At 64.3% G+C, this 23,994-nt stretch carries 13 protein-coding genes; 8 read left to right on the plus strand and 5 right to left on the minus strand.

The window, feature by feature from the left end:
* Window positions 1–27: 27 nt before the first annotated feature.
* Together VSR72_RS34745 and VSR72_RS34750 are read right to left on the minus strand one after the other, a co-directional pair.
* Window positions 28–9,603 carry a YDG domain-containing protein gene (locus VSR72_RS34745; protein ID WP_342956782.1) on the minus strand — a complete coding sequence of 3,192 codons (9,576 nt, stop codon included), beginning with the start codon at window positions 9,601–9,603 and terminating at the stop codon, window positions 28–30.
* Between the two features lie 142 nt (window positions 9,604–9,745).
* Window positions 9,746–9,922 carry a hypothetical protein gene (locus VSR72_RS34750; RefSeq protein ID WP_342956783.1) on the minus strand — a complete coding sequence of 59 codons (177 nt, stop codon included), beginning with the start codon at window positions 9,920–9,922 and terminating at the stop codon, window positions 9,746–9,748.
* A gap of 549 nt (window positions 9,923–10,471) precedes the next feature.
* Here VSR72_RS34750 and ugpC point away from each other — a divergent pair.
* The 7 genes from ugpC to VSR72_RS34785 all read left to right on the plus strand — a co-directional run bounded on the left by ugpC (window position 10,472) and on the right by VSR72_RS34785 (window position 18,608).
* A complete protein-coding gene (gene ugpC / locus VSR72_RS34755) occupies window positions 10,472–11,560 on the plus strand; it encodes a sn-glycerol-3-phosphate ABC transporter ATP-binding protein UgpC (RefSeq protein ID WP_342956784.1) in 1,089 nt (362 codons plus the stop codon).
* Window positions 11,561–11,582: 22 nt separating this feature from the next.
* Window positions 11,583–12,485, plus strand: coding sequence for a sugar ABC transporter permease (locus tag VSR72_RS34760; RefSeq protein ID WP_342956785.1), 903 nt, complete (start codon window positions 11,583–11,585; stop codon window positions 12,483–12,485).
* Window positions 12,482–13,345: a carbohydrate ABC transporter permease gene (locus VSR72_RS34765; protein ID WP_342956786.1), complete on the plus strand. Its 864-nt coding sequence runs from the start codon at window positions 12,482–12,484 to the stop codon at window positions 13,343–13,345. Before VSR72_RS34760 ends, VSR72_RS34765 begins: the two co-directional genes overlap by 4 nt.
* A gap of 126 nt (window positions 13,346–13,471) precedes the next feature.
* Window positions 13,472–14,803 carry an extracellular solute-binding protein gene (locus tag VSR72_RS34770; protein WP_342956787.1) on the plus strand — a complete coding sequence of 444 codons (1,332 nt, stop codon included), beginning with the start codon at window positions 13,472–13,474 and terminating at the stop codon, window positions 14,801–14,803.
* A 75-nt stretch (window positions 14,804–14,878) separates the two neighbouring features.
* Window positions 14,879–16,390, plus strand: a complete 1,512-nt coding sequence (locus VSR72_RS34775) for an alpha-N-arabinofuranosidase (RefSeq protein ID WP_342956788.1) — start codon at window positions 14,879–14,881, stop codon at window positions 16,388–16,390.
* Window positions 16,391–16,407: 17 nt separating this feature from the next.
* The gene (locus VSR72_RS34780; RefSeq protein ID WP_342956789.1) at window positions 16,408–17,172 is read left to right on the plus strand and encodes a FadR/GntR family transcriptional regulator; all 765 of its coding nucleotides are present in this window, start codon (window positions 16,408–16,410) and stop codon (window positions 17,170–17,172) included.
* A 302-nt stretch (window positions 17,173–17,474) separates the two neighbouring features.
* Window positions 17,475–18,608 carry a branched-chain amino acid ABC transporter substrate-binding protein gene (locus VSR72_RS34785; RefSeq protein WP_342956790.1) on the plus strand — a complete coding sequence of 378 codons (1,134 nt, stop codon included), beginning with the start codon at window positions 17,475–17,477 and terminating at the stop codon, window positions 18,606–18,608.
* Window positions 18,609–18,684: 76 nt separating this feature from the next.
* Here the strand turns inward: VSR72_RS34785 and VSR72_RS34790 are convergent, their stop codons facing one another.
* The 3 genes from VSR72_RS34790 to VSR72_RS34800 are packed head-to-tail and all read right to left on the minus strand — an operon-like array spanning window position 18,685 to window position 22,637.
* On the minus strand, window positions 18,685–20,259 hold the full coding sequence (locus VSR72_RS34790) for a long-chain-fatty-acid--CoA ligase (RefSeq protein ID WP_342956816.1): 1,575 nt from the start codon (window positions 20,257–20,259) through the stop codon (window positions 18,685–18,687).
* 25 nt (window positions 20,260–20,284) lie between these two features.
* On the minus strand, window positions 20,285–21,415 hold the full coding sequence (locus VSR72_RS34795) for an acyl-CoA dehydrogenase (protein ID WP_342956791.1): 1,131 nt from the start codon (window positions 21,413–21,415) through the stop codon (window positions 20,285–20,287).
* Between the two features lie 16 nt (window positions 21,416–21,431).
* The gene (locus VSR72_RS34800; RefSeq protein WP_342956792.1) at window positions 21,432–22,637 is read right to left on the minus strand and encodes an acyl-CoA dehydrogenase family protein; all 1,206 of its coding nucleotides are present in this window, start codon (window positions 22,635–22,637) and stop codon (window positions 21,432–21,434) included.
* A gap of 198 nt (window positions 22,638–22,835) precedes the next feature.
* Here VSR72_RS34800 and VSR72_RS34805 point away from each other — a divergent pair, with 198 nt between their 5' ends.
* A complete protein-coding gene (locus tag VSR72_RS34805) occupies window positions 22,836–23,975 on the plus strand; it encodes an acyl-CoA dehydrogenase family protein (protein ID WP_342956793.1) in 1,140 nt (379 codons plus the stop codon).
* Window positions 23,976–23,994: the final 19 nt, after the last annotated feature.

Below are 23,994 nucleotides of genomic sequence, written 5' to 3' on the forward strand. Positions count from 1 at the left end.
CCTCCACACGGAGGCCGTGGTTCACACTCAGTTCGCTGGCAGCCGGACCCCTCCGTTTAGCACCGTGAGCGCGAGTCCCGGGTGGAAGTCCCCGCGCGCCACGTTGCGCTCGTTGGGATGATTCTCCTGCTTCTGATTGCCCGCATAAGTGCCCTGCGCGGAATCCGAAGCGGTGCCATACGGTGTCGTCGTGTCGTCCGGTCCGAGCGGCGCCTGGACGCTCGCCAGCGTGCCCGAAGGCACGGGAGCCACGGGCGCGACGATGTCCGCGGTGAGGCCGGATGGCTGCACGAGCACATAGTTGCCCGAGTCGGCGCCGCTGGCCGTCATCGCCGTGCTCACAGGCTTGTTGAAACCGACCGCAGGGCTGTTGAAGTAGCCCACGTTGCCGTTGCCGAGTGTCACGCTGTCGTGGCCGAGCACGCCGGAAAGCGTTGCGCCCGAGAGCGCATCGAACACGGTGCCGTCATAGGTCCGGTTGCTCGTGAGCGTGCCCACCACCGTGAGCGGCGCGGGCGTGACCGTCACCCAGTCCACGCCGCCCGCCAGCGTGTAGTTGCCGGCAAGCGCCGCGCCGTTGCCGGTCAGCGTATAGCCGCCGAGCCCACCGGACGCGAAGGCGATCTGGTTGCCGACATTCTTCGAAGCCAGCGTGCCGCTGCCCGAAAGCGTGAGCGTCTCGCCATTCACGCCCTGGAGCACGCCATTCGTGCCGAAAACATTCGCCGCCGCACCGCTGGTTGCGTCGTACACGCGGCTACCCGTGAGATCGAGCACGACCGGCGTGATGTTGGCGGCTGTGGTCGCCACCGTGTTGTACGTGTAGTTGCCGGCGTCCGCGCCGCTGCCGGCAATGCCCGTCACCAGAATCGGCACGCCGTTACCGGCATTCGGCGAGACGAAGCTGGCCGACTGCGCGCTGAAGCTCACGCTGTCGCCGCTCAGAATGCCGCTGCTCGCGAGGCCGACCGAAGCCGTGCGCGTGCCGTCGTACACCTTGCCGGTCCCCGTCGCGCTCACGGTGACGGCAAGCGGCGTGATGGTGACCCAGTCGATACCGCCCAGCAGCGTGTAATTGCTCGCAAGCGCCGAGCCATTGCCGCTCAGCGTGTAGCCCTGGAGTCCGCCCAGCGCGAACGGTTGCTGCGACCCGGCGTTGCGGCTGGCGAGCGTGCCCGAGCCGGAAAGCGTCAGCGTCTGCCCGGCCACACCCGTGAGCTGGCCGCCGTTGCCGAAGAGGTTGGCGCCGGCCTGGTTCGTGCCGTCGTACACGCGGCTGCCCGTGAGGTTCACGATGTACGGGAAGATGTCTGCCGTGGTGATGGCCGTGGTGTTGTACGTGTAGTTCCCAAGCGCGCTGCCCACGCCCGTAATGCCCGACACGGTGACGAGAATGTTGTTGCCCGCGTTCGCCGTCAAGAAGTTCGCGCCGCTCGCCGTGAAGTCGGAGGTGTCGCCCGCCACGAGGCCGGCGACGCTCAGCCCGGTGAGCGTCGCCGTGGTGGTGCCGTCGTAGAACTTGTTGCCTACGTTCGCCGTGATCGTCAACGCGCGCGGGGTGATGTTCGCGCTCGTCGTCACGACCCGGCTGCCAAACGAGTAGTTGCCGATGTCCGTGCCATTGCCGTAGAGGCCAACCGTGACAGGAATGTTCTGGCCGACGTTGGCCGTGGCGAAGTCCGCCGAGTTGTAGCCAACCGACGCGTTGTCACCCGCTACGAGGCCGTTCACGGTGAAGCTGCTGAGTTGCGCAGCCGTCGTGCCGTCGTAGACCTTGATTTCGCCCGTGGCCGTGATCGTCAGCGGCTTCGGCGTGATGCTGACCCAGTCGCCAACGCCCGTCCCGAGCGTGTAGTTGCTGGCAAGCGCGCCGCCGTTTCCTGCGAGCGTAAAGCCCGCGATGCCGTTCGTGTCGAAGGGCTGCTTCGCGTTCACGTTCTTGCTCGCGAGCGTGCCGGCGCCGGAAAGCGTGAGCGTTTCGCCATTCACGCCCGTGAGCACTCCGTTGTTGCCGAACAGGCTCGCCGCCGCGCCCGTGGTGCCGTCGTACACGCGCGCGCCCTGCAACGTCAGCACGTAAGGCCAGATGTCGGCGGCGCTCGTCGCGGTGGTGTTGAACGCGTAGTTGCCTGCGTCTGCGCCGCTCGCTGTAATGCCGTTCACGGTGACGGCAATGCCGTTGCCCGCGTTAGGCGTAGCGAAGGTCGCGCTGCCGAAACCGAAATTCACGTTGTCGCCCGCGAGCACGCCGCTCGGTGTGATCGTCGCCGTGGCCGCGGTCGTGCCGTTGTAATAGCGGCTCTGGGCCGTCGCGCTGACCGTGACCGCAAGCGGGTTGATGGTCACCCAGTCGGTACCGCCCGTGAATGTGTAGTTGCTGGGCAGCGCGCCATTGTTGCCGGCGAGCGTGAAGCCCCCAAGACCGTTGGTGGCGAACGGCACCTGCGAGCCCGCGTTCTTTGTGGAGAGCGTCCCGGTGCCCGAAAGCGTGAGCGTCTCGCCGTTCACGCCCGTCAGCACGCCGCTGTTGCCGAACAGGCTCGCCGCGGCGCCCGTCGTGCCGTCGTACGCACGTGAGCCGGTGAGGTTCAGCACGACGGGCAGGATGTTCGCCGTGGTCGTCGCGGTGGTGTTGTACACGTAATTGCCGGCATCCGTGCCGCTCGCGGCGATGCCGTTCACCGTCACGGGAATGCCGTTGCCCGCGTTCGGCGTGGCGAAGTTCGCGCCGGCGAAACCGAAATTCACTGTGTCGCCTGCCAGCACGCCGTTCGTGGCCACCGTGGCCGTGGCGGCCGGCGAGCCGTCGTAGGTCTTGTTCTGCGCGGTGGCGTCCACGACGATCGGGCGAGCGGTAATCGTGCCCGTGAGGCCCGTGGGCTGCGTGAGCACGTAATTGCCTGCATCGGTGCCGCTGATGGTCATGGTCGACGCCGTCACCGACTTGCCGCTGCCGACGTTCTTGTCCGCGAACGTGCCCGTGGTGTCGTTGCCGAGCGCGACGCTGTCGCTGCCGAGCACACCGGAAAGCGCCGCGCCGCTGAGCGTGGCGGCCGTGGTGGCGTCGTAGATTTTCGTGTTCACCGTGGCGCCGGTTACCGTGAGCGTAGCCGGTGTGATGTTGACCCAGTCGGTGCCGCCGTCGAATGTGTAGTTGCTGGCGAGCGCCGCGCCGTTGCCGGTGAGCGTGTAGCCCGCCAGACCGTTTGCAGCAAATGCCTGCTGCGAGTTCACGTTTTTGCTCGCAAGCGTACCGGTGCCGGAAAGCGTGAGCGTTTCGCCGCCTGCGCCGGTCAGCGTCCCGTTATTGCCGAACAGGCTCGCGTTCGCATTCGTCGTGGCGTCGTACACGCGCGTGCCCTGCAGGCTCAGCACGAACGGCGTGATGTTGGCCGTGGTCGTCGCGGTCGTATTCGTGAACGTGTAGTTGCTCGCGTCCGCGCCGGTTTCGTTGATGCCGGAAACCGTGACCGTCTTGCCCGTGCCGACATCCTTTGTATCGAACGTGGCGGACTGGTCGCTGAAGACCACCTGGTCGCCCGCCACGACGCCAGGGCTGCTGAGCTGGACGGTCGCCGTCGTGCTGGCGTCGTAGACCTTGTTGCTGGCCGACGCGACCACCGTCACGCCGAGCGGCGTGATGTTCGCGACAAGGCCGGTGGGCTGGGTGAGGTCGTAATTGCCCGCATCCGCGCCCGAAATCGTCATGCTCGTGCTCACCGGCTTGTTGGTGCCCACGTTCTTGTCGTTGAACTGGCCTTGCGTGTCGTTGCCGAGCGCCACGCTGTCGCTGCCCAGCACGCCGTTGAGCGTGGCGCCCACCAACACCGCATTGGTATTGCCGTCGTACACCTTGTTCTGGGCCGCCGTGCCGGTCACGAACAGTTGCGCGGGCGTGACGGTGACCCAGTCGGCGCCACCCGTCAGCGTATAGTTGCTCGCCTTCGCCGCGCCGTCGCCGGTGAGCGTGTAGCCGCTCAGGCCATTCGGCGCGAACGGCTTCTGGTTGCCCACGTTCTTGTCCACCAGTTGCCCGGTTCCGCTGAGCGTGAGCGTCTCGCCGTTCTGCCCTTGCAGCACGCCGTTGGTGCCGAACAGCGTCGCGGACGCATTGGTCGTGGTGTCGTACACGCGGGCGCCCTGCAGGTTCAGCACGCGCGGCGTGATATTGGCCGTGGTGTCCGCCGTCGTGTTGGCGAACGTGTAGTTGGCCGCATCGGCGCCGCTCGCCGAAATGCCGCTCACGTGCACCGCGAGATTGTTGCCCACGTCCGACTGCGAGAAGTTGGCCGCCGTATCGCTGAAGCTCACCTGGTCGCCCGCCACCACCGCCGCGCTGCTGAGATTGACGTTGGCGGCCGTGGTGCCGTCGTACTGCTTGTCGATGCCGCTTGCCGCGATCGTTGCGGCCAGCGGCGTGATATTCGCAGTAATGCCCGTCGGCTGAACCAGCGTGTAATTGCCCGCGTCCGTGCCCGCGATCGTCATGCTCGTGGACACAGGCTTGTTGGTGCCCACGTTCTTGTTGTTGAAGTTGCCCGTTGCATCGTTGCCGAGCGCCACGCTGTCGCTGCCGATCACGCCGCTCAGCAGCGCATTCTGCAAGGTCGCCGCGGTCGTGCCGTCGTAGACCTTGTCGAGCGCGATCGTGTTGAGCACGGTCAGTTGCGCAGGCGTGATGGTCACCCAGTCCGTGCCGCCCAGTAGCGTGTAGTTGCTCGCGAGCCCGCCATTGGAACCGTTGCCCAGCGCAAGGGTGCCGAGATTCGAGAACGGCACCTGCCTGCCCACGTTCTTGCTGGTCAGCGTGCCAGTGCCGCTCAGGCTCAGCGTCTCGCCATTCACGCCGTTCACCACGCCAGCGCTGGAGAACAGGCTCGCATCGGCGTTGGTCGTGGCGTCGTACACGCGCGTGCCGGTGAGGTTGATGACCTTCGCCGTGATCTGGCCGAGCGTGCCGGCGGCCTGAGTCGGCAGATTGTAGTTCGACAGGTTCGTCCCGAACGCCGCCGAGTAGTCAGAGGGTTCGAGCGTCGCGCTCAAGCCGACGTTGGTGCCGACGTTCGGCGAGAGATAGCCGCTCGATGCGGTCTGCGTGACCGTGGCGCTCTGGTTCCCCACGAAACCCGTGATCGTGAAGTCCGAAGCGCCGAGCGTCACCGACTTCGTGCCGTCGTACTGCTTGACGGGGTTGCCCGTGATGGTGACCGTGAGCGGCGCCGGCGTGATGTCGGCATACAGGTTCTGAGGCTGCTGCACCGTGTAGTTGCCCGCCTGTGCGCCGCTCAGCGTGAAGCCGCTCGCGGTGACCGCCAGGTTCGTGCCCGCGTTCGCCGTCGAGAACTGGCCGCCCGCACCGCCCGACGCGAGCGAGACATTGTCGTTGCCGAGCACACCGGAAAGCGTCGCGTTGCTGCTGTTGATCGTGGCCGCGGTCGTGCTGTCGTACACCTTGTTGTTCGCCACGGCGCCGTTCACGATCAGTTGCGCGGGCGTGATGTTCGCGGTCAGCCCCGTGAGCGGTTGCAGCGAGTAGTTGGCTGCCGCGCTGCCCGAGATGCTGAAGCCGCTTGCCGTCACAGCAATGTTGTTGCCGACGTTGGACTGCGCGAATGTGCCCGTGGTGGACGTGTTGAGCGTCACGTTGCCGGCATCGGAAGGCACCACGCCCGAGAGCGAGGCGCTGCTCACGTTGAGCGTGTCGGCGGTCGTCGTGTCGTAGACCTTGTTGGTCGCGTAGGCGTTCAGAATATAGAGCGGCGCTTGCGTGATCGTGCCCGGACCCGAGGCCGTGGTGGGCAACTGGTAGTTGGAGAGCAGTGTGCCGCTGTTCGCCGTGTAGTTGCCCGGCACGAGCGACCCGCTTACGGTCCGGCTGCCCGCATTCGCCTGGTCGTACGTGAACTGCGCGGTGGGCGTGATGCTTGCGCCCTCGCCGCTCACGAAACCGGTGATCAGAAAGTTGGTGTCGCGCACGCGCGCGATCGCGTCGCCGTTGTACACCTTGGTCGGATTGCCGATGATCGTGACGGTCAACACGGCCGGCAAAATCGTGCCGGTGCCGTAGGCAGTCACGGGAAACGAGTAATTGTTCAGATTCGTGCCGGCTCCGGCCGTGAGATCCGACTGCGCGAGCGAGGCTGTCACCGCCTGCGACCCGGCGTTTTTCGTTGCGTACTGGCCGGTGATGGTATGCGAGACCGTCGCGCTGTCCGTGCCGATGAAACCGCTGAACGTGAAATCGCTGGCAGCAATCGTGGCGATCGTGTTGCCGTCGTAGGTCTTCGACGGGTTGTCGGTAATCGAGGCGCTCAGCCCCCCGCTGATCGGCCGCTTCACGATCGTGCCCATGCCCGAGGCCGTGGTAGGCAGCGCGTAGTTGGAGAGCAACGTGTTCGGGCCCGCCTGGAAGTCGCCCGCGGGCAGCGTCGTACTCACGCCCTGGTAGCCGACATTGCGCGTCGCGTAGTCGCCAGTCGTCGGATAGGGATTCAGGGTGATGGATTCGCCGGGTATTGCGCCGAGCACCTGGTAGTTGTTGGCGCCGAGCGAGGCTGTGGTCGTGCCGTCGAAGACCTTGGTCGGGTTGTTGACGATGTCGACTTCCACCGGCGCGGGCGTAATGATGCCGGTCGCAGAAATCACGGCGGACGGGAACGTGTAATTCGACATCGACGTGCCGGTGGCCGGTACGAAGTCCGAAGGCCTGAGCGTCGCGCTAATGGTGATGCCGGTGCCCGCGTTGGGTGTAGCGTAGGACGCCGAAGTCTGGCCGATGGTGGCGCTCTGGCCGCCCACGAAACCCGAGATCGTGTAATTCGCCTGAGTGAGCGTGGCGTTGGCGCTGCCGTCGTAGACCTTGGTCGGCGAGCCAACGAAGGTGACGGTGAGCGGCGCGGGCGTGATGTTCGCGGCAAGGCCGGTAATGCCCGTCACTGCGTAATTGCCGGCCGCTGAACCGCCGAGCGCGAGACCGCTCACCGAGACCGGCAGGTTGCTGCCCACGTCGGACTGGCTGAACGTGCCGGCGGCCCCGCTCGTGGAGAGCGTGACATTGCCGGTGTCCGAGGCCACGAGGCCCGTGATCGTCGCGCTGCCCAGTTTGAGCGAGGCTGCGGTGGTGGCGTCGTACACCTTGTCGTTCGCCGTCACGCCCGTGACCGTCACGGTCTTCGGCGTGATGTTCGCGGAGAGATATAGCGGCGGCGAGATCTCGTAGTTGCCCGCCTTGGCGCCCGTGAGCGTGAATCCCGAAGCTGCGACCGAAATAGTGTTCCCGACGTTGGGCGTCACGAACGTGCCGATGGCGCCGCTCGTGTTCAGCGTAACCTGTCCGTTGTCCGAACTGATCAGACCGAAGAGAGATGCGCCGCTCACGTCGAGCGTATCGGCGCGCGTGCCGTCGTAGACCTTGTTGCTGGCGATCAGTCCGCTGATGAGCAGCGGCGCGGGCGTAATGGTGCCGGTTCCCGTGGCCGTTGTCGGCAACGTGTAGTTCGCGAGATTCGTGCCGCTGTTCGCGACGAAATTCGTCGACGTGAAGGTCGCGTTCACCGGTATGCCCGTACCCGCGTTGGCGCTCGTGTACGTAACCGAACTGGCCTGGTTCACGCTCGCGCCCTGCCCGGCCACGAAGCCCGTAAAGCTGTAGTTGCTGGCCGTGAGCGGCGCCGAGGTCGTGCCGTCGTACACCTTGGTCGGGTCGTTCACGATACTGACCGTGAGCGGCGCGGGCGTGATCGTGCCGATGCTGGCCGACGCCGTGCCCCGCGCCTGATAGCCGTAGGCCGGAATGCCCGTCGAAGTGTTGATGACGACGCCGGCAAAGGTTGTCGGCGAATTCACGGTGATGTTCGTGCCCGCGTTCGACGTTGCATACGTACCCGTTGCGCTCGCAACGACATCGCCGTTCACGAGCCCCGTGGTCTGCAGGTTCGCATTGGTCAGATTCGCGGTGGTCGTGCCGTCGTAGACCTTGGTCACGCTGCCCGTGAGCCCGGTGAGCGTGATCGTGGGCGCGAGGCTGTAGAGAAAGCCGTTGCCGGAAGCTGCGGGCGTCGTGCCATAGGGCGCGTTGTACTGAATATACGAAGGCGTGAGACCCCCGGCAGTATCGAGCCGCGGATCGGTCGAGTAGATTAGCCATGGCGCCGAGGTGCCGGTGCTCACGGCCGAACTGCCCGCGTTGTTCACGAAGTTGGCGTTCGTCGCGAGCGCGACGCCCGCGCCGCCTGTAACGGAAGCGCCCGAAGCGATCGTCAGGTTGCCGGTGCCTGCCTGCATGTTCACCGCGCCCGCGCCGGTCACAGGCGCATTCACGTAGATGGCATTGAGCGCCTGGAGCGTCAGGCTCGCGGCCGAATTGCTCCAGCTGATGGCTGCGTTGACGTTGATGTCGCCCGCACCCGGCGACTGCACGCCTGCGCCCGTGGTGCCCGAAGCCGTTGTCTGCTCGACGACGTTCGTGCCGCCATTCAGCGTGTTCGAGATCTGGGTGGCCGCGTTGGCGTCGATGGTGAGGTCGGTCGGATCGACGAGCCACGTGCCGGCACGCCCGAACGGCGCAGCCGCCGTGATGTGCGTGTCGGGCGCGATGCTGAACTTCGCCGCCGACGTTTCGATCGAGCCCCCGTTGCCGCCGTTCGGTGCGCTCGCATCGAGCGTGCCGCCAACGTTCACCTGTCCCGCTTCCATGCCGCCCAGCAGCACAATCTTGCCTTCGTGATCTTCCACGGTCTGCGCGCGAATCTTGCCCGTGTTGTTCACGGCGCTGGCGAGGAGTGCGTCTTTGGCGCCCGCGGTCATGATGACCTGGCCGCCGTCCGCTACGAGCAATTGGCGGTTTTCCGCCAGGTTGTCGAGCGTGCTCGCATCGACCTGAATATGGACGAGCCGCGAACCGTCGAACGTGAGCGTCGCCGCGCTCCCGCCTGCCAGCGCGATCATGCCCAGGCGCGCGCTGATGACGCCCTGATTGGAGACGCGATTACCAAGGAGTGCGACATAGCCGCCATCGGCCGCGGTAATCGTGCCATGGTTGACGACGCTGCCCTGCCCGCTGCCGCTAAAGCGGCGCGTATTGCTGCCGAGGCTGCCCGGATCCACATCGAGTGTGGAGGCCACGATACCGCCGACGTTCACGCGAGCGGAGGGCCCGAACAGGACACCATTGGGATTGATGAGCCATACCTGGCCGTTGGCGTTGAGCTTGCCGAGCACGGTACTCGGCGTGCTGCCGAGAATGCGGTTGACCGCAATCGCACTGCTGCCAGGCTGCACGAAATTGACGGTCTGCCCCGCACCGACATTGAAGCTCTGCCAGTTCAGTTGCAGCGTCGGGCTGGCCTGCTGGATCGTTGTCGTCGCACCCGCCTGACTGATCGAACCGGCACCCGAAACGATCTGGCCGCCAGTCGGCGCGCCAGCAGCAAACGCCATGCCCACCCACAGCAATGGCACACCCGCGAGGACGATAGCCACGACGCGGCTCACGCCTCTTCCAGCGCGGCAAGCGCCTCTGCCCGCACGTCGGCTCGCGAGTTCCGACGCGACGACCCATTGCCTGAGAGACCGATTCCAGCACAGCCGGTAGATGTGATTCATGGCCTCGTCCAAGGTCGTCAGGATGACGAATAACTGGAAACGGTGCCCATTCAACCATGCCGGCCGGCAGTCACCGTGCACATGCTACCTGGAGCAGAACGGTGCGTTCGAGCCACACAGCGTACTGATTCCCTTTCAATTCTTATTCTTTCTTGCACAAGCAACCATAGGGATTCGGGGCAATCGCCATTGCCCTTTCGGGCAATAAAAAGTGGAGGGCATTGGCGATGTGGCACAGTGACGGCGCACGCAAGCTTGACGTTGCACGATCATCAAGATCGGCATTCCATATCAACAGTTTGAAATCAGCCTTCGCCATGGGAAAAAACACCCGGCGCGAGAGGACTGCAATATCAGTCAATCGGCGGATATTTAACGAGGTCGGCACCCTGTCTGAACGGGTAGGTGTGCGCTGCCGCAGACGCGGGTTACAGTCCGGACTGAGGGTGTCCTCGCGCTCCCTCGGTCTCCAAACCTGCTACCCGCCACGTGAACTGCACCTCGATGTTGGACACCGATCCAACCTTTTGGGTGCACTTCACGTGGCGGGATTTTTTATTTCCAGGAACGTCGTGCGAAACCCGCTCTCGCGCGAGATGTGATTACCAGGCATTCCCTGGCAAATCGCAGTTTGAATCGCCAATCGATACCTGGCTAAGCGAACCTCCCATTCCCAGAATCAAAAATCTCCTCAAATCAAAATAGCGCGAACCTTGCTCGCCTATTCCCATTTCGAATCAATTCGCATAAAGCCCATTATTTGGGATACCAGATAATCAGTGTTTACACGAATGGGTTATGAGGTCTTTCTTTTCATAATATCAACGCACTAAAAGCGGCGGTACGAGACTACTCCAAAGGAGGCACCGTGACGGGCATCCGACTGAGCGGCGTAACGAAGCGGTATGGCGAAACCGAGGTGATCACCGGCCTCGACCTCGACATTCAATCCGGTGAGTTTCTTGTCTTCCTCGGCCCTTCGGGCTGCGGGAAATCCACGTTGCTACGCATGATCGCCGGGCTCGAAACCGTGAGCGACGGCCAGATCAGCATTGGCGAGCGGCGCGTGAACGATCAGCCTCCGGGCAAACGCGGTGTGGCGATGGTGTTCCAGCATTACGCGCTCTATCCGCACATGACCGTCTACGACAACATGGCGTTCGGCCTGCGCAATACGGGCGTGAGCGCGAGCGAAGTCGACCAGCGCATCAACGAGGCCGCGCGCATGCTCGAACTGAGCCCATTGCTGCAGCGCCGCCCCGCCCAGCTTTCCGGTGGCCAGCGCCAACGTGTCGCAATCGGCCGCGCCGTTGTGAAGGAGCCCGAAGCGTTCCTGTTCGACGAACCGCTCTCCAACCTCGACGCCGCGCTGCGCACCCGCACGCGCCTGGAGCTTGCGCGCATCCATCAGCGCCTGCACTCCACCATGGTGTTCGTCACGCACGATCAGGTGGAGGCCATGACGCTCGCCACGCGCATCGTCGTGATGAACCGCGGCCGTATCGAACAGATCGGCGCGCCGCTCGACATCTACAAGCGGCCCGCCACGCGCTTCGTCGCGGGCTTTATCGGCACGCCGGCCATGAACTTCATCGAAATCGAGCGCGTGGGCGACAACGGCGGCCGGTTGATCGCCGGATTGCCGTTCGACGGCGTGCAAACGCCCACTGCCATTGCTGCCGCCAGCCTGCCCGCGGGCAAACTCACGCTGGGCGTGCGCGCCGAACACGTGCTGCTGGACCCGCAAGGGCCGCTCGTTGGCCGCGCCGAAGTCATCGAACGGCTTGGCGACCGCTCGCTGGCGCATGTGAGCATGCCCAACGGGCAGTTGCTCGTGGCCGAGTTGCCGCGCGCACGCGAGCTCGAAATCGCGACTGGCGACACGATCCGCATGAGTCTCGACGCAGCGCATCTGCATGTGTTCGACGAAACCGGCAAGGCTTGGCATGGCCTCTAACCGCACCCTCCGATCGCTCACCATGCCGCTGCCGAAAACCGGCGAGGGCCGGCGGCGCAACCTGCGCGCGCCATGGTCCAACGCGCTGTTCGTGCTGCCGTTCGTGATCGTCTACGTGCTGTTGCTGATCGTGCCGTTGTGCCTTGGCTGGTGGCTCAGCCTGCAACGCGTGGACCTGCTCGCAGGCACGAGCGAGTTCATCGGCATACGCAACTATCTGGACCTCACGCTCGACCCGATTTTCCGTGGGGCAATGCGCAACACGTTCTACTTCGTCATCCTCACGGTTCCCGTTTTTGTGCTGCTCGGCCTCGCGCTCGCGCTGGTGCTGAATCGGCCCGGCCGTTTCGGCGCCGCGCTGCGTGCGCTCTTTTTCGGCTCTTCGGTGTTATCGGTCACAATCGTCACGCTGGTCTGGAAGCTCGTGATGATGCCCGGCAACGGCCTGCTCGCCGACATGAGCCACGCGCTGCATCTGCCGGAATTCGTCCCGCTGATGCACGAGGCCACCGCTCTGCCCGCCATCGCGGTCGTCACGGTCTGGTGGATCATGGGCTTGCCGATGATGCTGTTCCTGGCCGCGCTCCAGCAGATTCCGCAGGAACTCTACGAAGCCGCGGCGCTCGACAGCGCCTCGCGCTGGCGCACGTTCACGAAGATCACGCTGCCTTCCATCTGGCGCACCGTTGCGCTCGTGGCGGTGATCGAAGCGGTGCTGCAGTTTCAGTTGTTCGGCCAGGCCCAGTTGCTCACGGACGGCGGCCCGAACAATTCCACGCGCCCGCTCGTGCAATTCATCTACGAAACCGGCTTCCGCCAATGGTCGTTCGGCTATTCCGCAGCAGCGGCGCAAGTGCTGTTCGCGCTCATGCTGATCGGCGTGGTCGCGCAGGCCTGGCTTCTGCGCAAGAAGGAGAAGGCATGAGCACGCTCGCTTTCGAAACGCGCTCGCGCGGCTCGCTAACGGGCCGCATGGGCGACCGCCTGATGCTCGGCGCCGTGGTCGTGCTCGCGCTGCTCTGGATCACGCCGCTCGTCTGGGTGCTGTGCCTCTCGTTCAAGCCAAATGCGTTTCTCGAACAGCACACTGACGTGCTGTTCTCCCCGCCCTTCACGCTGCAGAACTACACGAACATCCTCAACACCTCGGCGGTGGGTGGATGGCTCGTCAACAGCCTCATCGTTTCGATTGGCCAGACGCTGCTCACGCTCATCATCGCCTCGCTTGCGGGCTATGGCTTTGCGCGCACCGAGTTTCCAGGCAAGCGCTATATCTATGTGCTGTGCCTGTGCGGACTCGCGGTGCCCGAGCAGGCGCTCGTGATTCCGCTGCACCATATCTTCGCCACGCTCGACTGGCACAACACCTACGGCGCACTGATCCTGCCGCGCCTCGCCTCGCCGTTCGGCGTGTATCTCATGACGCAGTATTTCAAGGCAGTGCCCATCGAGATCGAAGAAGCTGCTTTGCTCGACAACGCCTCGCGCTTCAAGGTGTTCTGGCGCGTCGTGCTGCCGCTTTCGCTGCCAGCGCAAGCCACGCTCGCCATCTTCACGTTTCTCAGCGCGTGGAACGACTATCTATGGCCGCTCGTGTCCGCGTCCAAGCCTGAAATGTACACGCTCACTATCGGCCTCGCCTCCACGCAAGGCAATTTTGCGCAGTCCGAGGGCATCGGCTACCTCATGGCGCAGGCTGTTTTCGCCGGCTTGCCCATCTTCGTGCTCTATCTGTTCTTCCAGAAGTACATCGTGGCAGCCGTAGCCGGCACGGCGGTTCGCTAGGACGCTGACCGCGAGCCCGACTTCGGGCGGTCACACTCGATTCCCGCTTTATTCGCAGTACAAACAAAATGATCCACTGGGAGCGCGTCAACAGCGTGCCAGCGGGGTCTTCCACAGGAGAGAGACATGAGAAGATCGTTGGTGCGCGGCGTGCTCACGCTTGCTGCGCTGGGCCTTGCGTCAACCTTGACGGCACCGGCCCAGGCCAAAACGGAAATCACGCTGTCACGCTTTTTCGGCGCCTGCGACGCCGAATACGGCAAGGTCAACGACGTGAGCCAGGCATCGGGCGAATGCGGCATCATCACGACGCTCGTGAACCAGTTCAATGCGACGAACAAGGAAGACATCGTCGTCAAGCCGCAGATCATCGAGTGGGCGCCCTACTATACGCAGCTCGATGCGCGCATTCTGAGCCGCGACGTGCCGACCATTTCCGTCATGCACGAGGCCGTGCTCGGCGACTACGTGAAGCGCAACCTCGTCGAGCCGCTCGACGACGGCTTCAAGTCGGTCGGCGTAGACACGAACGATTTCACGCCCCAGGCCCACCGCGCCGTAACCTTCGGCGGCAAGACCTATGCGCTGCCGTTCGACACGCATTCGTGGCTCTGGCACATCAACGTGAACCTGTTCAAGAAGGCTGGACTCGTCGACGCGAGCAGCAAGCCCATCCTGCCGAAAACGCCCGACGAGCTGCTTACGCAAGCGAAACAATTCAAGGACAAGACGGGCCTGCCCTATTTCGCCGTGCCGATCGCCAATGAGTCCGCCGCGCAAACGCGCACGTTCGACACCTGGGTCTATCAGCAGAACGGCACGCTGTTCCCCGCCGGCCCGACGAAGATCGACATGCACACCCCGGCCGCCACCAACGCACTTGCGCTCTACGACAAGCTCATGAAGGCGGGCGACGTCACGCCGGGGCTCGACTATGGCGCGGCCAACCAGGCCTTCGAGAACGGCAAGGCAGGCGTGCTCATGGTCGGCACATGGATGATCGAGGACTTCACGAATCTCGCGAAGAAGCCCGACTCTCCGCTTGCGAACGGCTACGACGTGGTGCCGTTCCCGAACCTGTATCAGAAGAAAGCGGTGTGGGCCGACGGCCACTCGTGGGTCATGCTCAAGGGCGGCGCGAAGGACGAGAAGACCCGCCACGCCGCGCTCGTGTTCCTCAAGTTCCTCTACGACCACGACGGCGACTGGGCCCGTACCGGCCACCTGCCCGCACGCCAGTCGATCATTACGAGCGCCACGTTCAACGCATTGCCGCATCGCTCCGAGATCAAGGAGATTTCGACCACCGGTTACGCGCTGCCGAACACGGTGCCGCGCCAGTTCGCAATCCAGCAGATCGTGGGCGAGGAGATCAGCAACATGCTCTCGACCGGCAAGTCGGTCGCCGACGTGCAGAAGGAAGCGGAACAACGCACCAACGCCCTGCTCGCCCGATAACGCCACCACGGGGCCGCGTCTCTCACGGCGCGGCCGACTCACTTCACATCGCTACAGGATGGATAGAGGAACACCATGATCGCTTCCCGCCTCATCGTCGATCGCGACTTCGTCATTTCCGAGCTCGACCGGCGCCTGTTCGGCGTATTCGTCGAGCATATGGGCCGCTGCGTCTACACCGGCATTTTCGAGCCCGGCCATCCGGATGCCGACGAACGCGGCTACCGCAAGGACGTGATGGCGCTCACGCGAGAACTCGGCCCGACGATCGTGCGCTATCCCGGCGGCAACTTCCTCTCGGGCTACAACTGGGAAGACGGCGTAGGCCCGCGCGAAAAACGTCCGCGCCGCCTCGATCTCGCGTGGTACTCCACCGAAACCAATCAGTTCGGCACGAACGAATTCATCGAATGGTGCCGCTCGCTCGACATCGAACCGATGTACGGCGTGAATCTCGGCACGCGCGGCCCCGACGAGGCGCGCCGCTTCGTCGAATACTGCAATCATCCGGGCGGCACGGCGCTCTCCGACCTGCGCCGCGAGCACGGCCATGAAAAACCTCACGACATCAAGTTCTGGTGCCTCGGCAATGAAATGGACGGTCCGTGGCAGATCTGCCGCAAGACCGCCGAAGAATACGGGCGCGCCGCGCTCGAAACGGCCAAGCTCATGCGCTCGGTCGACCCCACCATTCAGCTCGCCGCGTGCGGCTCTTCCACGCACGAAATGCCGACCTATGGCGCGTGGGAGGATCGCGTCCTCGACCATTGCTTCGAGCAGGTCGATTTCATTTCGCTACATACTTACTTCGAGAATCGCCGCGACTCGACCGCGGAATTCTTCGGCAATATCGAAGTGATGGATCTGTTCATCAAGGAAATCGTCTCGGTGGCGGACAGCGTAGCCGCGCGCAAGCATTCGTCCAAACGCATCATGCTTTCGTTCGACGAATGGAATGTCTGGTACAAGGCACGCACCATCAACGACCTGCGCAAGCCGGGCTGGCCCGAAGCGCCGCGGCTCATCGAGGAGGTCTACAACCACGAAGATGCGCTCGTGGTGGGCGGCGCGCTCATCACCATGATGAACAATTCGGACCGCGTGAAGACCGCCTGCCTCGCGCAACTCGTCAACGTGATCGGGCCGATCATGACTGAGCCGGGTGGCCGCGCGTGGCGTCAGACCATCTTCCATCCGTTCGCACAGGCCTCGAAATTCGGTCACGGCCGCGTGCTCAAGCCGGTCATCGATTCGCCCACCTACGAAGCGGAAACCTTTCCGGAGATCCCCTATCTTTGCGCGTCCGTGGTGGACGACCGCGCCACCGGCACGACGACCATCTTCGCGCTCAACCGCCACCTGAGCGACGAAATGGAACTCGACGTCGAGCTGCGCGGGCTCGGCAAGGAACGTACGCTCGATCACGCGCTCGAGTTGTATCATGCCAACATGAAAGCGGTGAACACGGTGGAGGCGCCAGCGACGGTGGCGCCGGCAGTGAACAACGCCGTGTCGGTCGACGGGGAACGCGTGCGCGCGAAGCTCAAGCCGGGCTCGTGGAACGTGATTGTGACGACCGCCCGATAACACAGCACGGACACGCTGTGCACGACGTCCATGAAGGGGAAGTGATGTTCGAGCGCGAACCGATCGTTGGCAATATAACAACGCAGATCGCCAAGATTATCGGCATGCGCGTGGTCTCGGGCGAGTTCGCGCCCGGCGACGCGCTGCCGGTAGAAAGCGAACTGTGCAGCGCATACGGCGTGAGCCGCACCACGCTGCGCGAAGCCATCAAACAGTTGGCGGCCAAACGCCTCATTGCTGTTTCACCCAAAATCGGCACACGTGTCCTGCCCTTCTCCGACTGGAACCTGCTCGACCGCGACGTACTCGCGTGGCGCCTCAATGCGCAGTTCGACTCGAAGATCGTCGAAGACATCTTCGAAATGCGTATCTGCTTCGAGCCGCGCGCGAGCTTTCTCGCCGCACGCCACGGCAAGGACGAGACTTTCCAGATCATCGAGCGCCGTTACCTGGAACTGGCGACCGCTTACGGACAATCTGCCCAGCATGGCGCCTCCGATATACGCGCCGCCGCCGACGCGAATCTCGAGTTTCATCTCGCCATCATCACGGCTTCGCAGAACGGCATGTTCATCACGATCGGCAACGCGATCAAGGCCGCGTTGCGCGTATCGTCGGAGATGATGCAGCGCCAGGCCGCGAAGCCGAGCGAAGACCTCGAACTGCACGACGCCGTGCGCCGACATATCGTGGCGCGCGAAGCCGACGCGGCAGCGGCAGCCATGACGCGACTGCTCGAATCGTCGCGCGACAGGATACTGCGCTATACGATCGCGCCTTGATGGCCGATGGTACGCGTTGGCGTGAAAGGCCGCGCTGTGCCGATCGCGCCACGCTCCACTACGCACGACTCGCACGTCAGCGCTGCCCGTGCGCACCCTGGTCGCCGCCCTCTTCCAGGCACTATGCAGAAATCGTCACGAGTCGGACCCCAATCGACCAAGACGTGCCTATTTTCGCTACCTAGACTGCATTCGCCGATCTCGCCACGTTACGCATCAACGCGAAACGCAGATCGCGCTCGCCGGCGCTGAAGCACGGAGCGCCCGGCGTTGCCCAACATGCACCTGAGGGGAAGTGAAAAGTGAAATTGAAGGTAACGCACTCCGCACTTGTAGTCGCCTGGGCATTTTCATGTGCCGCCGCGCATGCCGATGTGGTCAAGATTGGTTTTGCCGCGCCGCTCACCGGCGCGCAGTCGAACTATGGCACGGACATGCAAAAAGGCGTGCAGCTGGCCATCAACGATTTCAACGCCACGCATCCCACCATCGGCGGCAAGCCCGTCTCGTTCGAGCTCGACTCGCAGGATGACCAGGCCGACCCGCACACGGGCACCGTGGTGGCGCAACGCCTGATCGACGATGGCGTAAGCGGTATCATCGGCCACTTCAACTCGGGCACCAGCATTCCCGCCTCCGATCTGTACAACCGCGCCGGCCTGCCGCAAATTTCGATGGCGACCTCGCCGGTCTACACTGCGCGCGGCTACAAGACGACATTTCGCCTGTTGACGAGCGACGCACAGGCGGGCCGCATTGTCGGCTCCTATGTGGTGAAGACACTGCACTACAAGCGCATTGCGATCATCGACGACCGCACCGCATACGGTCAGGGCATTGCCGACGAATTCGCCAAGGCGGTCGAGGCCGCCGGCGGCACGGTGATCAAGCGCGACTATACCAACGACAAGGCGTTGGACTTCTCTGCAATCCTGACCAACCTGAAGGGCATGAACCCGGATGCGGTGTTCTACGGCGGCGGCGACGCGCAATCGTCACCGATGATCAAAAAGATGCGCCAGCTCGGCATCAAGGCAGCGTTCGTGACCGGCGAAATGTCGCGCTCGCCCACCTTCCTCAAGATCGGCGGCAGCGCGGCCGAAGGCGCGATCGTGTACATGGGCGGGCTGCCGAAGGAAAAGATGCCGGGCTTCAGCGGCTACGCTACGCGCTACAAGGCGCGCTTTGGCGAAGACCCCATCACGTACTCGCCGTACTCGTACGACGGCACGATGGCGCTGCTCACCGCAATGAAGGACGCAAACTCGACCGACCCGAAGGTCTATGGCCCGTACCTCGACAAGCTGTCGATCAAGGGCGTGTCGGCTGCGACGATTTCGTATGATTCGACCGGCGACCTCAAGGACGCGCCCGTGACCATCTACAAGGTCCAGCACGGCGACTTCAAGCCAGTGGATACGATCGCGGGCAATTGACGCAAACGCTGCACCACTCGCCGCCAGGCTGCGCAGCAGCGCAGCCTGGCGTTGCGTCACAGCGCGCCGCACGCGCTCAATTGACCTTCTTTGCTTTCCCCTCCCAATACGGCGCGCGCAAATCGCGCTTGAGGATTTTGCCTGCGCCGGAAAGCGGCATCGCCGTGCGGAACTCGATACTCTTCGGGCACTTGTAGTTGGCGATCAACGTACGGCAGTGTTCCCGAATATCGCCTTCCGAGACCGGCTCGCCGGGTCTCGGCACCACGATCGCGTGCACCGTCTCGCCCCAGGTTTCGCTCGGAATGCCAATCACCGCGCACATCGCCACGGCTGGATGGCGGCCAATGGCGCTTTCCACTTCCGCCGAATACACGTTCTCGCCGCCGCTCACGATCATGTCCTTCATGCGATCGACGATGAATAGGTAACCCGCCTCGTTCATCCAGGCGCCGTCGCCCGTATGCAGCCAACCGTCGCGCAGCGTCCCGGCCGTTTCCTGCGGCTTGTTCCAGTAGCCACGCGTGACGCTCGGGCCGCGAATGACGATTTCGCCCACCACGCCGCGCGGCACTTCGTTGCCGGCTTCGTCGACGACTTTCACCGACGTCCCCCATGCCGCGCGCCCAACCGAAAGTGAAAGCCCGCTTGCGCGCCCGGCTTCGCCGTGGTTTTCAGGCGGGTTAGTGGTGACGACCATCGCTTCGGTGAGCCCATACGACTGCGAAAACTCCACGCCCGGGAGAACCGCCATCGTGCGCTCCAGCACGGCGGCAACGATGGGCGAAGCGCCGTACACGAGCCGCTTCACGCTGCTGACGTCGCGCTTGCCGAATTCCGGGTGATCGATGAGCGCCTGGATCATCGTCGGCACGAGGCCGATTTCGGTCACGCGCTCGCGTTCGATGGTTTCGAGAACCTCCGAAGCATTGAAGACCGGAATGATGACGTGCGTCTCGCCCGCAATGAACTGATTGAGCGCCCTTGATAGCGCGGCCATATGAAAGAGCGGCGCGGCATGCAGGCTGCGCCCGTTGCGCACCGGCGGCGCCTCCGCGATGCGTTGAATGCAGCCGCTCCAGATGTTGCGATGACTCTGTATCACGCCTTTCGGGAAGCCCGTGGTGCCACCCGTGTACATGACGATGGCGAGGTCCTCGTAGCCGCGCCAGGCGTCCTCGACAGGCTCATGTCCGGCGATCAGCGATTCATAGGATTGCATACCAACCGGCGTCTCTCCCTCGCCCATATAGATGAAGGTGGGCTCACGCTTTGCCGTCTTGCGGATGGCGGCCGCCATCGGCACGAACTGGTCGTCGATGAACAGGATGCCCGTATCGCAGTCGTCGAGCGAGTAGACAATCTCTGGAACGCTCCAGCGGATGTTCACGGGATTGAGGACGCCGCCGCCCCACCACACGGCCATGCAGGTTTCGAGGTAGCGGTCGGAGTTGAGCGCGAGCACGCCTACTCGCTCGCCGGCCGCCAGGCCGGCCGCATGGAGCGCGCCCGCGAGGCGCGCCACGCGCGCGCAGAATTCGTCGTAGCGGCGCACGCGGCCGCGAAAGATCGTAGCGATTTTCTCCGGGGTCTGCTGAAGGCAGCGATGGAGGCTGTTTGTGAGGTGCAACTTCGTCTCCTGATGGTTTATCCGGCTTCTTCGCGCTGACCTGGGTTCACGCCGCCATGGCCGCACTATAGCGTTCGAGGTGCGTGTCTGTGTCGCCGAGCAGCACGTCCGTCATCGTCAGATAGCGGAAATAGTCGCTCACTTCGAGTTCGTCGGTGATGCCCATGCCGCCGTGCAACTGCACCGCCTGCTGGCCGACGAACCGCGCCGCACGCGCCACGATCACCTTGGCGCCCGACACCATGCGCCGGCGCGCCGCGAGTGACGGTTCGTCGAGCGCTTTCGCCGCGACATAAGCCATCGAGAGCGCGCATTCTTTTTGCACGAGCATATCCGCGAGCCGGTGCTGCAGCGCCTGGAACGCCGCGAGCGGCTGGCCGAACTGGCGCCGCGTGAGCAGGTAGTCGCGGGTCATCTCGATGAGCCGTTCCATCGCGCCTGCCGCCGCCGCGCATTGCGCCGCAATGCCATGATCGAGGCCCTGTTCCAGCGCAGCCAGTCCCTCGCGCGCTCGCGATTCGCCGCCAATCAGCGCGTCTGCGCAAAGGCGCACGCTGTCGAGCCGCAGATCGGCGCCGCGTTGCCCGTCCATCGATGGATACGGCGTAGCGGTCACGCCTGCCGCTTCGCGCGGTACGATGAAGAGCGCCACGTCGCCGTCGAGGCGCGCGCTGACGATCCATGCATCCGCGCCGTGGCCGTGCCAGACAAGGCACTTCACGCCGTCGAGGACCCAGCCCGCCCCTTCGCGCCTTGCCGTGCATTGGGCCGTGTCGGTGCGATAACGCGAAACCGGTTCGAGCCATGCCGCGGTCAATACGCGTTGGCCCGTGACGATGGCGGGCAGCCACTCCGCCTTTTGCGCTTCGCTGCCGAATCCGCTCAGCACCGCCGTCGCAATGACGGCGCAGGGAATCACAGGCTCGAGCACGATGCCTCGCCCAAGTTCGCGCTGCACGACGAGCTGGCTCGCAGCGCTTTCCCCGAAGCCGCCGAATTCGGCGGGAATGGTGAGCCCGAGCACGCCCATCTCGGCGAGCGTCGCCCACATGCTGCGATCCAGACTCGCATCCGAGCGCGCAATGGCGCGGCGCTTCGCGAACGAATAGTCCGCAACGATGAAGCGGCGCAGGCTGTCTGCCAGCATCTGCTGCTCTTCGCTGTAGTTGAAGTCCATCTGCGTCTCGCTCTTCTCAGGTGTTCAAAATCATGCGGGCGATGATGCCCCGCTGCACTTCGTTGGTCCCGCCATACACCGAAGTCTTTCGCATATCGAAGTAACTGGCGCTCGCGGCAGACGCCCATGTCGGGCTGCCAGGAGGCAAACCGGCTGCGAACATCGCGTCCGGCTCGAGCCACTCCGGTGCGAACGGCCACGCATGCGGGCCAGCCACTTCCATCTGCAGCATGGCGATGTCCTGCTGAATCTCCGAGCCGCGAATCTTCACGACCGACGCTTCAGGGCCGGGCTGCCCCGCCGCCTGCGTCGCCACACGAAGCAGCAGCATTTCGAGCGCCATGAGGTCCATCTCCACGCGTGCGATGCGATCGCGCATGCGCACGTCGTCGATCAGCACGCCGCCGCGGCCGTCTGGCGCCGCTTGCGCAATGCGCTTCAAGCGCGCGATCTCGCGATGGCAATGGCCGATGCCCGCAATACCCGTACGCTCGTGACCGAGCAGATATTTCGCGTAGGTCCAGCCGCGGTTCTCCTCGCCAACGAGGTTTTCAACCGGCACTTCCACGTCTTCGAACCATGTCTCGTTCACGTCCACGCCGCCGTCGAGCGTGCGGATCGGGCGCACGCTCACGCCGGGGCTCTTCATGTCGATGAGGAGCATCGAGATGCCGTCCTGCGGCTTCGCCTCGGTGTCGGTGCGCACGAGGCAGAAAATCCAGTCGGCGTATTGCGCGTACGAGGTCCACGTTTTCTGACCATTGACGACATAGCAGTCACCGCGGCGCACGGCGCGCGTTTTGAGCGACGCCAGGTCCGAGCCCGCGCCGGGCTCCGAATAGCCCTGACACCAGAAGTCCTCCATCGAGAGAATGCGCGGCAGGAAGCGCGCCTGCATGTCGGTGCTCGCATACTTCATCAGCACGGGCGCGATCATCGAGAGCCCGAATGGAATCTGCCGGGGCGCGCCCGCGCCGATCGTCTCGATCTCGAAGATGACCCGCTGCACCGTGTTCCAGCCCGTGCCGCCAAACGCTTTCGGCCAGGCCGGCGCGCCCCAGCCGTGGGCGTGCAGGATGCGCTGCCAGCGCACGAAGTCGTCCTTGCCCAGTCGTTGCTGGTTTTCCACCTTCGCGCGGATGTCGCGCGGCAGGTGCTCGCGCGTGAATGCCCGGACTTCCTGCCGGAACGCCTCTTCTGCTGCGGTAAAGCGCAGGTCCATCAGTGTCTCCTCCATTCGCCCCAGGGCGCCACAAGCACCAAGCGTAGGCGTGCGCTGCGGAGCAAAGCCCACCGCCGGTGGGGGGGCCTGCGGTCGCAGGAAACCGCGGCAAACCCTTCCCCCCCATCGGCGGTGGGCTTGCGCATCGCGCCGCGCCGGACCATCTCCTCACACGAGGCGCAGAACGAGGAATCCGACATGCAGATACAACGCCAGGTCTTCCGCGAAGACCACGAGATGTTCCGAAACACAGTGCGCCGTTTCTTCGAGCGCGAGTGCCTGCCGCGCCAGAGCGCGTGGAGCGAGGCCGGCATGGTCGAGCGCGAGGTCTGGCGCAAGGCAGGCCGCGAAGGCCTGCTGTGCGTCACGCTGCCCACGGAATACGGCGGCGGTGGCGGCGACTACGGCCACAGTGCCGTGATGGCCGAGGAAGTCGCGCGCTGCGGGCTCTCGGGCGTGACCTTCAACATGCACTCGGACATCATCGCGCCCTACATCGCGCGCATCGGCAACGAGGAGCAGAAGCAGAAGTGGCTGCCGGGCGCGTGCTCGGGCGAGATCGTGCTCGGCATCGCCATGACGGAGCCGGGCACCGGCAGCGACCTGAAAGCCGTGCGCACGACCGCCATGCGCGACGGCGACGAGTACGTGATCAACGGCAGCAAGACCTTCATCAGCAACGGCATCAGCGGCGACCTCTTCGTGGTCGTGTGCAAGACCGACCCGGCGGCGGGCGCCAGGGGCATCAGCCTGATCGTCGTCGAGGGGGACCGCGAAGGCTTCCGGCGCGGCCGCAAGCTCGACAAGGTCGGTCTGCACGCCCAGGACACCGCCGAACTGTTCTTCGACAACGTGCGCGTGCCGGTGGCCAACCGGCTCGGCGAAGAAGGCGGCGGCTTTCGCTACCTCATGGCCGAACTGCCTCAGGAACGCTTTTCGATCGCGGTGGCCGCCGCGGCGCGGCTGGAAACGGCGCTCGCGCAAACGGTCGATTACGTGAAGGAGCGCAAGGCCTTCGGCCAAACGGTCTGGGACTTCCAGAACACGCGCTTCAAGCTCGCCGACATTCAGACCCAGGCCACCGCCGTGCGCCTGATGGTCGATCACTACCTGGGCGAACACATGCGCCGACGCCTCACGCTCGAAGAGTCCGCAGTGGCGAAGCTCTTCGCCACCGAAACGCTTGGCAAAGCCCTGGACGAAATGGTGCAACTGCACGGCGGCTACGGCTACATGCTCGAGTACCCCGTGGCGCGCGCCTTCGTGGATTCACGCGTGAACCGCATCTACGGCGGCACCAGCGAAGTCATGCGCGAACTGATCTCGCGCGCGCTCTGAACCGCTTTGAACACCTATA

The organism is Paraburkholderia sp. JHI869 (genome assembly GCF_038900775.1).
Classification (GTDB): domain Bacteria; phylum Pseudomonadota; class Gammaproteobacteria; order Burkholderiales; family Burkholderiaceae; genus Paraburkholderia.

Coding starts and splice junctions, on each gene's coding strand:
- VSR72_RS34745 (WP_342956782.1), bottom strand. CDS start 9,603: ATGAATCACATCTACCGGCTGTGCTGGAATCGGTCTCTCAGGCAATGG.
- VSR72_RS34750 (WP_342956783.1), bottom strand. CDS start 9,922: ATGGCGAAGGCTGATTTCAAACTGTTGATATGGAATGCCGATCTTGAT.
- VSR72_RS34760 (WP_342956785.1), top strand. CDS start 11,583: ATGCCGCTGCCGAAAACCGGCGAGGGCCGGCGGCGCAACCTGCGCGCG.
- VSR72_RS34765 (WP_342956786.1), top strand. CDS start 12,482: ATGAGCACGCTCGCTTTCGAAACGCGCTCGCGCGGCTCGCTAACGGGC.
- VSR72_RS34770 (WP_342956787.1), top strand. CDS start 13,472: ATGAGAAGATCGTTGGTGCGCGGCGTGCTCACGCTTGCTGCGCTGGGC.
- VSR72_RS34775 (WP_342956788.1), top strand. CDS start 14,879: ATGATCGCTTCCCGCCTCATCGTCGATCGCGACTTCGTCATTTCCGAG.
- VSR72_RS34795 (WP_342956791.1), bottom strand. CDS start 21,415: ATGGACTTCAACTACAGCGAAGAGCAGCAGATGCTGGCAGACAGCCTG.
- VSR72_RS34800 (WP_342956792.1), bottom strand. CDS start 22,637: ATGGACCTGCGCTTTACCGCAGCAGAAGAGGCGTTCCGGCAGGAAGTC.
- VSR72_RS34805 (WP_342956793.1), top strand. CDS start 22,836: ATGCAGATACAACGCCAGGTCTTCCGCGAAGACCACGAGATGTTCCGA.